The following is a 14,464-nucleotide window of genomic DNA, read 5'->3' on the forward strand; positions in this document are numbered from 1 at the left end:
TATTAAGGTTTCAAGATCGATTGAATCAGCTCACGTAAGGAGTCGCTGTAGTATTGGGTCATTGAGTAATACTTGCAGCCTCATTTCTATGGCATGTTTGCTGATTCATAATGATTTACTCGTAAATTTTTTAGCGAAAAAACTACGATGCAATTGATTCTCTAGCTGTAATCAATCTTTAATGAGGTCTGAGTTTTCCTCATCATTCATAAATCGCTTTAAGTCTATTAGCGAGCTATTTTTTCGTCTGAGTAGAGTCGTAACACAGGGGTACAAAATCGCGTTCATTTGACTGGTTGTAGTGGTTCACTTAAGCAGTACATTGAGTATTTTGATGATCTCTTGGGTCATAAGGTTCACACTATCCTCATGTGTATCAACAAAAGCAAAGGGGTTAATTGATGGGTACGCATTCGTGCTGAGTGATGGGTCTATATACACTAATCTGTGCGCTACTTTCTCGTTTGAAAATTCCTTAAATCTCGCGATTTCCTTCGACATATCTCAATGCGGATCAAGTAAAACGATGGCATTTTTGGGTCTTTGCGAGCATATTTCTGAGTAGATGAACTGCTTGATAAGTTCACTCTTTCAGCTCCCTGTTTTTCAAGAGATGTAGATGTGCCTTTGCCTGTGAGATATGCTTATTTTCTTGCGTAATGTACGTTGAAAAAACCAATTATTTATCATTCAAACAAATCGAATCATCTCGTTTTTTTACAATTTAAATGCGTTTTAACTTAGTAGCTTATGTACAGTTTTTATGGCAATACAAGGAGGATTTTTTAAGAGATATGTTTTCAACTTTACTATATCATACGTAAAGATCACCCATCTTTGGCACACAGGCGAACCATCTTAATGATTCTTTGGATCTGGCTCATATTTAAATTCAACAGGTCATAAAATACTTTTGAACGCTCTGAAGTGCTCTCACTGTTCTTTGATTGGTATACGTCGATTGAAATTGACGTAAGAAATGTTTCTTTTTTCATTAAAAAAAGTTAGAAAATATATAAATGCCAGACGTCTTAGGCCAAACAATTATACTCAGCACCCATTAAGCCAACATTAATTTATACGACTTTTTTTAATTTTGTAAAGAGTCGGCAAAGCAGCGGGAAATTTTGAACGAAAATATGTTACAAAAAAGGTAAAATTAATAAATTTCAACAGTTTAAATGTAATTAAAAATTCTTATTTACTCGAAAGTTGTTCTAAATAATTACTCCATTGTTGCATCATTTTTTTGCGCTCGGGCAAATAAATTGATCTGTTATATGCTCTTGAGGTGTTCGTACCCGTCAAATGAGCAAGTTGTGCTTCTATTGCATCATGACTCCAACCTTGTTCATGTAGGATCGTTGAAGCGGTACTTCTAAACCCGTGAGCAGACATTACATCAGCGGTATATCCTAAGTCTCGTAAACGATTGGTCATTACGTTCTTACTCATTGGTTTATTGCCATCTCGTTGGCTTGGAAAAACATAGATAGAGTAACTGGTAAAATCCCGTATATACTTTAATTGCTTCATCACTTGCTTCGAGAGCGGGACAAGGTGGTCACGATTTTTTTTCATTTCTTCGGCTGGTATACGTATAAGCTTTTCATCAAAATCAATGTACTCCCATTTCAGGTTACGTATTTCATTTGGCCGCAGAAATACCCTAGGGATCAGTTTCAGCGCTTCTACGGTGCAAAAACTCCCTGTAGGAGTGGTGTCTATGTCATAAATTAACTTACCTAGTTCACTGGCTTTAATAATGGCTGAATGTGAACGTACCTTTGGTAGTGGTTTCATAATATCTTTGAGTGGTAATCCCTGAGCAGGATTATATCTGGTGAGTCTATGGGCTAGCGCATAGCCAAAGATTCGGTTGATTATAGAAAGTATCACAGGTGCTTTTTTTGGGCTGCCTGAGGCTTCTATCGACAACATGACTTCGGTAATATGACCTGCGTCAATTTGCTCAATGAGTAATGTGCTTAATGATTTACACTCTGTGGTTAGAAACCGTTTTACGCGAGCTTGGTGGTCAGTAGACCAAGAGTCTTTTTGTTGTTCCCACCAATTCATGGCTACGGCGTGAAACCGCCTATTGATTGCTGCGTGGTTTCGTTTTCTTTCTCTTCTTTCATCTATTGGATTGATCCCTTGAATCAAAGACGCCCTTGCTTCCTCTGCCAGCTTTCTTGCATCAACAAGGGGTATCGAGGGGTATTGGCCTAAAGCTAGTTCTTTATGCTTGCCTGCGAGTTTAAATCGCATTCTCCACAATTTAGAACCATTGTTTTTTACTAATAAAAACAACCCATTACTGTCAAACTTTTTGATTTGTTTTTTATCTTCTGGGCACGAAATACTTTTCACTTCTAAGGCTGTTAAGCTCATATTTCAATCCTTTTAGGGGTATCAAATGTGGGGTACGCACCTAATTAAAGACTAAAAAATATTACTAAGCAAGTGGCGATCCCCCACTTTATACCCCCAGAAAATTGAAACTTCATGAACTATTGTGAAACGAGTTGAACAGCTCATGACAAAGAAAAACCCCGCAAAACAATGTTTTACGGGGTTTTTGATACGTTATGAGTTCCTATGAAAACATAGGAGGATGATTACATCATGCCGCCCATTCCACCCATGCCGCCCATGCCGCCCATATCTGGTGCTGCTGGTGCTGCTTCTTGTGGAATTTCCGCAACCATTGCTTCAGTGGTGATCATAAGACCCGCAATTGATGCTGCAAATTGTAGTGCAGAGCGTGTTACTTTAGTTGGGTCAAGGATACCCATCGCAATCATGTCGCTGTATTCGCCATTTGCCGCGTTGTAACCGTAGTTACCTTCACCACCTTTCACGTTGTTCACAACAACAGATGCTTCATCACCCGCATTTGATACGATTTGACGAAGTGGTGCTTCCATCGCACGAAGTGCTACTTTAATACCATGGTTTTGGTCTTCGTTGTCACCTAGTAGTTCTGTAAGCTTGTTCGCTACACGTACTAGCGCAACACCACCACCAGGTACCACACCTTCTTCAACCGCTGCACGTGTTGCATGTAATGCATCTTCTACGCGGTCTTTTTTCTCTTTCATTTCAACTTCAGTCGCTGCACCAACTTTAATCACTGCAACACCGCCAGCAAGTTTCGCCATGCGCTCTTGCAGCTTTTCTTTGTCGTAGTCTGACGTTGCTTCTTCAATTTGTGCTTTAATTTGTGAAACTCGACCGTCGATACCGTCTTGCTCACCCGCACCATCAATGATGGTTGTATCATCTTTAGTGATAACAACGCGCTTAGCAGTACCTAAGTCTTCAATCGTTGATTTCTCAAGTTCTAGACCAATCTCTTCAGAGATAACAGTACCACCAGTTAGAGTTGCAATATCTTGTAGCATTGCTTTACGACGGTCACCAAAGCCTGGTGCTTTAACCGCAGCAACTTTAACAATACCACGCATGTTATTTACAACGAGCGTTGCCAGTGCTTCACCTTCAAGGTCTTCGGCAATAATAAGTAATGGCTTACTTGTTTTAGCAACAGCTTCTAATGTAGGAAGTAATTCACGGATATTAGAGATTTTTTTATCAACTAACAGGATAAGTGGGCTATCTAGTTCAACAGCGCCTTTTTCTGCGTTGTTGATGAAGTAAGGAGAAAGGTAACCACGGTCGAACTGCATGCCTTCAACAACATCTAGTTCATTTTCTAGAGATTGACCTTCTTCTACTGTGATAACGCCAGACTCACGGCCTACACGCTCCATTGCATTGGCAATGATTTCACCAATTTCTTTATCTGAGTTTGCAGAGATAGTACCTACCTGCGCAATGGCTTTTGTATCAGCACATGGTACTGACAATGTTTTAAGCTCCGCTACCGCAGCAATAACTGCTTTATCGATACCGCGCTTAAGGTCCATTGGGTTCATACCCGCAGCAACGGCTTTTAAGCCTTCGTTTACGATAGACTGTGCTAATACTGTTGCTGTTGTTGTACCGTCACCTGCTGCATCATTTGCTTTAGATGCAACTTCTTTTACCATTTGTGCACCCATGTTCTCAAACTTGTCTTCAAGTTCAATCTCTTTAGCAACAGATACACCATCTTTGGTGATCACTGGTGCGCCAAATGACTTGTCTAAAATAACGTTACGGCCTTTAGGACCTAAAGTTACACGTACTGCGTTCGCTAGCGTGTTTACACCCGCAAGCATCTTTGTGCGTGCGTCGTTTGCAAAGAATACTTCTTTTGCTGCCATGATTAAATTCCTCTAAATTTGAATGCTTTGAAAGTTGAAAAGTAGGATTAGCCTACAATGCCTAAGATGTTGTCTTCACGCATGATCAGGTACTCTTGACCTTCGATCTTTTCAGTTTTTTCAACGTAAGAACCAAACAGGACTGTGTCGCCTGTTTTTACTTCTAGTGCTCTTACTTCGCCATTGTCTAAAACACGGCCGTTACCTACAGCAACCACTTCACCGCGTGTTGATTTTTCTGCAGCAGAGCCAGTTAATACAATACCACCAGCAGATTTTGTTTCTTCTTCAAGACGCTTGATGATTACACGATCATGTAAAGGACGAATATTCATAAAATTTGTTCTCCTAACAGTTTCTGCATATACAGAAAAAAAGTTCATTTTCAGTTGCCATCATTAATGGGGATGGCATTTTTAAAACCCAAGTAAAAATTGTAATTTTTTTAATCTTTTCGCTGATACTCGCCTTCAATGGTGCTTGATTGCTCTTGCACACTCTCGGTTTTATCAAACTGTGATTGAAGTTGCTCGAATGGGTTTTGTTGCGCGTGATGTGAAAAACCACCTTGCTGAGCCGACATTTTGGCATGCATTTGTGCACCCATTTGCTTAACCAGCGCATTCGCTAAGTGCACTCGAATAGCGGGCGTTAATAACATAAAACCGATTACATCAGTCATAATCCCCGGCGTCATCAACAATACGCCAGCAATGATCACACATAAGCCACTGAATAACTCACTTGCAGGCATTTGCCCTTGCGCCATTTGCCCTTGCACATTTGAGAATGCACTGAGACCTTGTTTTTTTACTAACTTGGCACCCAATACCGCAGTCAATACCACCAATGCAATGGTTGCGACGCCACCAATAACATCGCTAACTTGAATCAACAACGCAATTTCTATAATGGGAACAACAATAAACAGCACAAATAAAATTCGAAACATACTTTCTCCTAATTCCTATGAAAGATAAATATGGGTGACAAGGTCTCATTTCAAGCCAGCGCAATCTGCTTGGGAATTTTGAGTCTATCCGCTACTATGAGGCTGATTCAAACGACCCAAATATAATGTCTCTATGATGCCATATTTATGAGTATGATTTAACTCACTGTGTCTATCATATCCACATTCATATGCAGGCTTAATAAATAATTGATTTCATTCAATGTAAAAGGGAACATTTCTTTCACATTGAGGTCTGCCATAGATATGGCAAAAGTTAAGTAACACGCAATATAACATCTGTGTTGTTACTCACACACAATCAGATAACATCACACCTTAATGCCAAGCATTCGCAATGTGCATAAGTCGTTACTGATATAGATGAGGTACTCAATAAATGAGATTGTTGGTTTTTCTTTTTTCTTTACTGTGGTTACTGCCAGTACATGCATCAAATACTGTCTTGGATAGCTTACTTGCACCTAAGCAAGATACGTTTTTACCCGTTGATGAAGCGTTCAAGTTTGACTTTGATCAACAAGGCAACATCCTATTTATTGGCTGGGAAATTGAACCGGGTTACTACATTTATCAAAAAAAGATTGAAATTATTGCCAAAGAGGCGTCTATTTCAGTGCCTGAGCTCGCACCAGGTCAAGAGATTGAAGATGAATTTTTTGGCAGAACGCAAGTGTATTTTGATTCATTCTCAGTGGTATCTAAACTTAGTGCCATACAAGACAATGCTGTTGTTAAAATTCGCTATCAAGGCTGCGCCGAGGCTGGCTTGTGCTACCCACCAGAAGTCATCACAGTGCCACTTACACCGCTATTGACTGAATCTGATGCAAACACCACGAACACAACCCAGGAAGCGCCACTCAAGGATGCCAACACTCTCAACAGTAGCGATGATTTATCATTTACGGAGCAACTCGCCCAACAAAGCTTTTTAACTAATTTGGCGATCTTTTTTGTGGTTGGTGTTGGCTTGGCATTTACACCCTGCGTTTTTCCTATGTTTCCCATTTTGTCGAGCTTAATTGCAGGACAACAAGGGCTATCAACTAAAAAGGCATTTCGATTATCATTTGTTTATATCCAAGGTATGGCTGTCACCTATGCCGCTTTGGGTTTAGTGGTTGCCGCACTAGGTGGTCAAGTGCAGGGTTATATACAGCATCCCGCCGTGTTAATTAGTTTCAGCTTATTGTTCGTATTATTAGCCATGTCGATGTTTGGTTGGTACGAAATTAAACTACCCAGCGGTATGATGAATAGACTGACCTCTGTCAGTAACAAACAACAAGGCGGGAGCTATTTAGGTGTATTTTCTATGGGTGTATTATCTGGTTTAATCGCCTCTCCTTGCACAACGGCGCCTTTGTCCGCAGCATTACTCTATGTTGCACAAAGTGGTGACTATGTTGTTGGCGGTGTAACCTTATATGTTCTCAGCCTAGGTATGGGGCTGCCCTTACTATTACTCGGTACATCAGGCGGTAAACTATTACCAAAAGCTGGCGGCTGGATGGAGCAAGTCAAAACCCTATTCGGATTTATCATGTTAGTGGTGCCATTGATCTTGCTTGAGCGTATTTTAGCGTTTGACATTATTTTACTCATGGCCGCGGGCTTAATGGCTGCAACAGCGCTGTATTTACATTATTGGCAAAGCACGCAAACCGCGGGCAAGCTCAAAACACTTCTTTGGGCACTCGCAAGTGGCTTACTATTAACAAGTATATTAACAGCGAAGCACGTTGTGCTTCCGAGTCAAAATGCGTCAGTGCAATCCTCTGAAGTAGCCGGCAAAAAAGGATTTACCCTACTCGCTGATTTGGCAGCGCTTAAAGTTGCCACCAAAGAAGCAAACGATAACGGCCAAATTGCGATGGTCGACTTGTATGCTGACTGGTGCGTAGCCTGTAAAGAATTTGAAAAATACAGTTTCCCTGCAGATAACGTCCAAGCTGAGTTTAAACATTTCTCGCTATTGAAACTTGATCTCACCGACACAAATGATACCAGTATTGAGATCATGGAAGAGTATACGGTATTCGGATTACCCAGCATTTTATTTTTCGACAAAGATGGTAATGAAATGCCCGAATTACGAGTAACAGGCTTTTTAGGTGCCGATGAATTTTCTGCTCACTTAAAAAAAGTACGTAACGCGCTACAATAAACTCTCTAAAGGTTAAGCAAACGCTTAACCTTTTTTCCTTCAAGCCTCTCTCATTAGACCAGTATTTTGCTGCTATTTACCCCGAACTCTCTATAATAGTCTGCGAACGTGAGAAAAAGTTGCTATTTCTCGTTGAACAGCTTAAGTTAACTAACATCATAAGCTAAATTATTCGTTAGTTTTAAATTTAAGGGAATTTCACGCATTATGTCTACACAGTTAAAGATTTTAGTCTTAAATGGCCCAAACTTGAACATGTTAGGTCGCCGCGAGCCTCATAAATATGGTACGCAGACTTTAGACGATATTATGCAGCCCCTAACGAATTATGCACAGCAACAACATGTGACACTGACGCACCTGCAAAGCAATAGCGAAGCAGAGCTCATTAATGCAATACATGACGCTTGGCAAAACATTGATGCCATTATCATTAACCCAGCCGCTTTTACACATACCAGTATAGCGCTGCGCGATGCATTACTCAGTGTCTCGATACCTTTTTACGAAGTGCATATTACCAATGTATATGCACGCGAATCCTTCCGTCATAAATCGTACTTTTCCGATGTGGCGCAGGGAGTAATATGTGGATTAGGCGCAATGGGCTATCACGCAGCGTTAACAGCAGCGATTAGCCAATTGCACAGCGAAAATAACTCAAATTAACTAACAGGCGGGTCATTGTATGGATATTCGCAAGATCAAAAAACTTATCGAATTAGTAGAAGAATCAGGGATTGCTGAACTGGAAATCACTGAAGGTGAAGAGTCAGTACGCATTAATCGCTTTAGCAGCGCACCTGTTGTTGCTGCACCGCAACAATTTGCTGCACCTGCTCCTGTGGCACCAGCTCCAGCGGCTACAGCCGCACCAGCAGTAGATGCACCAGCTCCAGCTGCGCCTGCAGGTCATCAAGTTCTTTCGCCGATGGTTGGTACTTTCTATTCAGCCGCTTCTCCTGAAGCACCTTCATACGTTGAAGTAGGCACTAAAGTAAACGTTGGTGATACACTTTGTATCGTTGAAGCCATGAAAATGATGAACCAAATCGAAGCTGACAAAGCGGGTGTAGTTAAAGCGATCCTTGTAGCAAATGGCGACCCTATTGAATTCGACCAACCGCTATTCATCATCGAATAATCACGCACTCAGAAGGCAAACGCTATGTTAGATAAAGTAGTCATTGCAAACCGAGGTGAAATTGCACTTCGTGTATTGCGTGCCTGCAAGGAACTTGGGATTAAAACTGTCGCTGTGCATTCTACAGCTGACCGTGATCTTAAGCATGTCTTGCTTGCAGATGAAACCATTTGTATTGGTAAACCAGCAGCGACCGAAAGCTATTTAGACATTCCACGCATTATTGCAGCCGCAGAAATAACTGATGCCGTCGCAATTCACCCAGGATACGGATTCTTATCTGAAAATGCTGATTTTGCAGACCAAGTTGAGCAAAGTGGTTTCATTTTCATCGGCCCTACAGGCGATACTATTCGCATCATGGGTGATAAAGTTGCCGCGATTGAAGCGATGCGTAAAGCCGGAGTACCTTGTGTACCAGGCTCAGATGGTCCTTTAACGGAAGATCAAGAACGTAACGTTCAGATAGCAAAACGCATCGGTTACCCTGTTATCATCAAAGCCGCAGGCGGCGGTGGTGGTCGAGGTATGCGTGTGGTACGCAGCGAAGCTGAATTAATTGATTCAATTGCTCTAACGCAACAAGAAGCCAAGCAGTTCTTTGGTAATGGCATGGTTTACATGGAGAAATTCCTAGAGAACCCTCGTCACATCGAAGTACAAGTGCTGGCTGATGGCCAAGGTAATGCTGTTCATTTAGGTGAGCGCGATTGCTCAATGCAACGCCGCCATCAAAAGGTCGTTGAAGAAGCACCTGCACCAGGTATTACCGAAGAAATGCGCAAATTCATTGGTGAACGTTGTACGCGTGCATGTATTGAAATTGGCTATCGTGGTGCGGGAACTTTTGAGTTCTTGTATGAAAATGGCGAGTTCTATTTCATTGAAATGAATACGCGAATTCAAGTTGAGCACCCTGTTACTGAAATGGTGACTGGTGTCGACTTGATCAAAGAGCAGCTAAAAATTGCGGCGGGGCAACCTCTTTCATTTACTCAAGATGATGTGGTGATCCGTGGGCATGCTGTTGAATGTCGTATCAACGCAGAAGACCCTGATTCATTTATTCCATCTCCAGGTAAAATCACACGATTCCATCCTGCTGGTGGGTTAGGGATCCGCTGGGATAGTCATATATACGCAGATTACACTGTACCACCGCATTATGACTCTATGATTGGTAAGCTTATCACTTATGGCGAAAACCGCGATGTGGCTATTGCACGTGCACGCAATGCGTTAAATGAGCTTGTGATTGACGGTATCAAAACCAATACGCCATTGCATAAGAAAATATTGGCTGATGAAAACTTCCATAATGGTGGCACTAACATCCATTATTTAGAGAAGAAACTCGGTATTGCCTAATTTCATCACCCTAAAAAGCCAGCTCTGATGCTGGCTTTTTTGTTTTTAAAACCGGTATTACGCTGAAATTGAAGAAAAATTAACCGTTTGATTTACAGATAGTTAAATTTATTACATTTACTAGTGACAAGGCTTTTAAAAGTTTTTATACTGCACCCCGCTTGATAACACTTTCAAGCGAAATAAAATATGATTAATCCAAATCATATTGTCTATGGCCCCTTAGCTCAGTTGGTTAGAGCACACGACTCATAATCGTTAGGTCCCCAGTTCGAGTCTGGGAGGGGCCACCATTTTTAACCTTTAACATAATCAATATCAAATAGTTAAAGTATATTCATAAATTTTTTTTACACCTTTTTCTACCCCCCTATAAGTTATCATTGCTCAATTTCGGCTTACTGCTATGGCTGCATGTATGTCCAGAGATAATCGTCCTAAATTAGCTTCTGAGTATTTACCTCAGAAGGAGCTTGATATTGCTCTAAATAAAGAGGTGAGAGTTGTGGAGCAAGAATTTATCATTTAGCGAGTTAAATCTCTCTTTATGATTGTACCCTTCAATTTTCCTTGATTCTTTTTTAGCCATAAATGTCGCTTAAGTATGCAACTAAAACGGCCACATCAAATGGCCGTTTTTCGTATGTATATCTTTTTGATTAAGAATGTATAATTTTTAACTTATATTGGTATTATGGCTGAAAGTAATAAGCTTAATGGTATTCAACAATAAAAATATAAGTTGAATAAGTAGATGCCTAATAAGTTAGAGCAAGTGCTTAAATGGAGTTAGCTGTGGATAATAAAACGGGAAATTTTTACTTTCTTTCTGAACACGATGATCTTTTTGTCGAGCTAGCGAGTGCAGCTGAAAAAGCGTTTGCTAGTGACCCTAATACCACGTTAATTAAATTGAGACAGCTAGGCGAGGCGATTGCGCAACACATTGCTGTGTTGGTAAGAGTTAACTTTGAAGACAATACATCGCAGCTTGAATTAATACACAGAATCAGTAGAGAGCTTCAATTAGATCAGGTTGTTAAAGACCTTTTTCATACGCTAAGGGTTGAAGGGAACAAAGCAACTCACAAATTTAGAACAAAACATAAAGAAGCCATCAATGGCTTAGTTGTCGCACGCAAGTTAGCAATCTGGTTTCATCAGTCATTTGGTAAGCAAGGTACATCATTTAAACCGGGTGCTTTTATTCCCCCTCATGACCCCAGTGAGCAATTACGCAGTTTACAAAGTGAAATAGATAACTTAAAAGTCGACCTGCAAAAAGCAAATCTCGATCTTGATTCCAGCCAACAACTCAACGAATTAATAAATAAAGAAAAAACAGAATATGAATCGCTAGCTTTTGAAATGGACCAAGAGTCCAAAGAGCTAGCTGAACAAGCTAAAGAACATGAAAGAGCGCTTGCCGACCAAAAGCACAACTACGAAAAGAAGATAGCAGAGTTACAAACTAAGCTTTCAAACCTAGATGACGAATCAAACTCTTCATATAAGCAAAAGCTAAGTACAAGTTCAAAAGCTGCAACTCAGCATATCATCCTGGATGAAGCGTTAACGCGTATTCTAATCGACCAACAGTTGCAAGAATCTGGCTGGGAGGTTGATACTGAAGTGCTCACCTATAAAAATGGCACTCGCCCAGAAAAAGGAAAAAACATCGCCATTGCCGAGTGGCCAACTGAATATAAAGGTAAAAAAGGGCGTGCTGATTACGTACTTTTTGCAGGCCTTTCACCTATTGCGGTGGTTGAAGCTAAAAAAGAAAATACCAATGTTGCAGGTAAAATTCCACAAGCAGAGCGATACAGTAAAGGCTTGAATGTTCAGTCCCCTTTAATACCTGCTTGGGAGCTACAAGGGTTGACCATAGCATGGCCAGATGAAGAAGATGGCCACTACAAAGTACCGTTTGTTTATTCCTGTAACGGTCGCCCGTATGTACCTCAACTTGCTGAACAATCAGGTACGTGGTTTCGTGATGTACGCGAGCCTGCGAATATTAAACGCGCTTTGCCAAAGTTTCATACCCCTGAGGGGTTGCTTGATCTACTTAAGCGCAGCAAAGACGCCGCCCAACAAAAACTCAAAGATGAGCCTTTTGGCTACTTAAAAGTGCGTGATTACCAGCAAAAAGCGATTATCGCTGTTGAAAATACCTTAGCGCAAAATATTCGCCATGCATTGCTAGCAATGGCAACTGGCACTGGAAAAACCCGTACAATTATTGGTTTAATGTATCGCTTTTTAAAAGCAGAACGTTTCAAGCGAATTTTATTTTTAGTCGACCGAACGGCTCTAGGGCAACAAGCAATAGACGCTTTTAACGAAGCTCCGCTTGAACAAAATCACACATTATCAAAAATATATAATGTAGCAGAGCTAGGAGACATGGCGGCAGAAGCAGAAACCCGAGTACAAGTTGCAACTGTGCAAGCTATGGTTAAGCGTGTTTTTATGAGTGATAACCCGCCACCGCTAGACCAGTTTGATTGCATTATAATTGATGAAGCCCACCGAGGTTATACACTCGATCAAGAAATGACAGAGGGTGAACTGGCTACTCGCGACACCAGCCAGTACTTGTCGAGCTATCGCCGTGTCTTAGATTATTTCGATGCAGTAAAAATCGCACTTACGGCGACACCGGCAAAACACACGAGTGATATTTTTGGCAAACCTGTTTATACCTATTCATACAGAGAAGCTGTAGCTGACGACTGGCTAATCGATCATGAGCCACCGATTCGTTATGAAACCTTATTGACACAAAATGGCATTACTTTTACCAAAGGTGAGGAAGTTAGCGCTATTAATACACAAACCGGTGAAGTACAAAGTGCTGAGCTCGACGACGAACTCAGCTTTGAAGTTGACGCGTTTAACCGCCGAGTTATTAACGAAAACTTCAACCGTGTTATTTGTGAGCAACTTGTTCAAGAACTCGACCCTTTTGGTGATGAGAAAACCATGATTTTTTGTGCCACCGATTTGCACGCCGACATGGTAAAACGCTTACTCGATGAGGCTTTTAAAGATCTTTATAACGGCGAATATAATCAGGCTGCCGTGGCAAAAGTAACTGGCCAAAGTGATAAGGTAGAGCAGCTTATCCGCCAATATAAAAACGAGCGATACCCTAATATTGCCATTACCGTCGACTTATTAACGACCGGCATTGATGTGCCTAAAATTTGTAACTTAGTGTTTATGCGCCGAGTAAAATCTCGTATTTTATACGAGCAAATGGTTGGGCGTGCAACCCGCCGCTGTGATGACATAGGTAAAACCGTATTTCGCATTTATGACCCAGTTGATATCTACGCTGCATTGCAAGATGTTAATACCATGAAGCCCTTGGTAAGAGACCCGAACGTTACGCTTGACCAATTAGTGGATGAAATTACCAATCCAGAGCTACTCGAACGAGCGCTTAGTGCTCCAGGCGATACACCTGAACAAAGCCATGCTGATGTCGTGCTGAGTCAACTAAGCCAAAAGGTGATGCGGGTATTACGTAAAGCACAGAAAAAATCAGAAAATAAACCAGCCCTTAAGCAAAAGTTAGATGAGTTACAAGAATCATGGGGTGTTGAACCAAAAAGCTTACACACTCATTTAAACCAGCTAGGACCAAAAAAAGCGGCAACGTTTATAAACCAGCACAGTGGTCTATTAAATCAATTAGCAGAAGTAAATAGCTTGCTAGGCAGCGAACGACAACCTGTTATTTCAGAGCATCACGATGAAATCCGCGATCGTAGCCAAAGTTATGGTGCGCATCAAAAACCAGAAGATTACCTCGATAGTTTTAATCAGTTCGTTAAAGAACAATTAAATCAAAATGCAGCGCTTGCCGCGGTTATTAACAAGCCACGCGATTTAAATCGCACCCAGCTCAAAGATATTAAGCTGCTGCTTGATGGCGCAGGTTACACCGAGCCTAAGCTGCAAAGTGCAGTGCGTAACCAAACTAACCAAGATATCGCAGCGAGCATTATTGGCCATATTCGTCGTGCGGCATTAGGAGAGGCACTGGTTCCGTTTGAACAAAGAGTTGCGCAGGCTATGGCGCGCATTTACCAAAGCCACCAGTGGAACCCTAACCAGCGCAAGTGGTTAGAACGATTAGCTAAACAGCTCGTACATGAAGTGATTATTGACCGTGACTTTGTTAACAACCGCTTCGGTGAGCATGGCGGAGCTAAACAGTTTGATAAAGTTTTGAATAATCAACTTGATACAGTGCTAGAAGAACTTAGTGAAGCCATTTGGCCCAAACTAGGTTAGCAAAAGGTGAGCGGTAATATGTATAAAAAAGATGAAAAACTATATACATATCAGCATATATGTATAGAAATGAGCTGTTATTACACTCATACGCTGCGCATGTTATGCTTGATTAAGTTAGCTTTACTACCTATAATCTCCCGCAATATACCCGCCAAGCCTATGGTTCTTGTAGCCACGCTCAAATCGTGCGGGTTTTTTATGTCTGCAATCTGCCTGCACGAAAATGA

9 protein-coding genes and 1 tRNA gene are annotated in these 14,464 nt (G+C 41.2%); 6 read left to right on the forward strand and 4 right to left on the reverse strand.

The window, feature by feature from the left end; translation table 11 throughout:
* Positions 1-1,197: 1,197 nt before the first annotated feature.
* The 4 genes from J8L97_RS13155 to J8L97_RS13170 form a co-directional block, all read right to left on the reverse strand.
* Positions 1,198-2,394: a tyrosine-type recombinase/integrase gene (locus tag J8L97_RS13155; RefSeq protein WP_211050292.1), complete on the reverse strand. Its 1,197-nt coding sequence runs from the start codon at positions 2,392-2,394 to the stop codon at positions 1,198-1,200.
* Between the two features lie 227 nt (positions 2,395-2,621).
* Positions 2,622-4,271, reverse strand: coding sequence for a chaperonin GroEL (gene groL / locus J8L97_RS13160; protein WP_010365636.1), 1,650 nt, complete (start codon positions 4,269-4,271; stop codon positions 2,622-2,624).
* A 47-nt stretch (positions 4,272-4,318) separates the two neighbouring features.
* Positions 4,319-4,606, reverse strand: a complete 288-nt coding sequence (locus J8L97_RS13165) for a co-chaperone GroES (protein ID WP_010365634.1) — start codon at positions 4,604-4,606, stop codon at positions 4,319-4,321.
* A gap of 110 nt (positions 4,607-4,716) precedes the next feature.
* The gene (locus J8L97_RS13170) at positions 4,717-5,223 is read right to left on the reverse strand and encodes an FxsA family protein (protein WP_211050293.1); all 507 of its coding nucleotides are present in this window, start codon (positions 5,221-5,223) and stop codon (positions 4,717-4,719) included.
* Positions 5,224-5,623: 400 nt separating this feature from the next.
* Here J8L97_RS13170 and J8L97_RS13175 point away from each other — a divergent pair, with 400 nt between their 5' ends.
* The 6 genes from J8L97_RS13175 (at position 5,624) to hsdR (ending at position 14,234) form a co-directional block, all read left to right on the forward strand.
* Complete coding sequence (locus tag J8L97_RS13175) at positions 5,624-7,414, forward strand: protein-disulfide reductase DsbD (RefSeq protein WP_211050294.1); 1,791 nt, start codon at positions 5,624-5,626, stop codon at positions 7,412-7,414.
* A gap of 207 nt (positions 7,415-7,621) precedes the next feature.
* Positions 7,622-8,083, forward strand: coding sequence for a type II 3-dehydroquinate dehydratase (gene aroQ / locus J8L97_RS13180; protein ID WP_192505969.1), 462 nt, complete (start codon positions 7,622-7,624; stop codon positions 8,081-8,083).
* A 19-nt stretch (positions 8,084-8,102) separates the two neighbouring features.
* On the forward strand, positions 8,103-8,558 hold the full coding sequence (gene accB / locus J8L97_RS13185) for an acetyl-CoA carboxylase biotin carboxyl carrier protein (RefSeq protein WP_192505970.1): 456 nt from the start codon (positions 8,103-8,105) through the stop codon (positions 8,556-8,558).
* Between the two features lie 24 nt (positions 8,559-8,582).
* Entirely contained in the window at positions 8,583-9,926 is a 1,344-nt protein-coding gene (accC, locus tag J8L97_RS13190) for an acetyl-CoA carboxylase biotin carboxylase subunit (RefSeq protein ID WP_211050295.1), read from the forward strand.
* A 216-nt stretch (positions 9,927-10,142) separates the two neighbouring features.
* Positions 10,143-10,219: transfer RNA gene (locus J8L97_RS13195), tRNA-Ile, on the forward strand.
* Positions 10,220-10,709: 490 nt separating this feature from the next.
* Positions 10,710-14,234 carry a type I restriction-modification system endonuclease gene (gene hsdR / locus J8L97_RS13200; protein ID WP_211050296.1) on the forward strand — a complete coding sequence of 1,175 codons (3,525 nt, stop codon included), beginning with the start codon at positions 10,710-10,712 and terminating at the stop codon, positions 14,232-14,234.
* The last annotated feature ends 230 nt before the right edge of the window (positions 14,235-14,464 follow it).

It is taken from the genome of Pseudoalteromonas sp. MMG012 (assembly GCF_018100875.1).
In the GTDB taxonomy this organism is placed as follows: domain Bacteria; phylum Pseudomonadota; class Gammaproteobacteria; order Enterobacterales; family Alteromonadaceae; genus Pseudoalteromonas; species Pseudoalteromonas aurantia.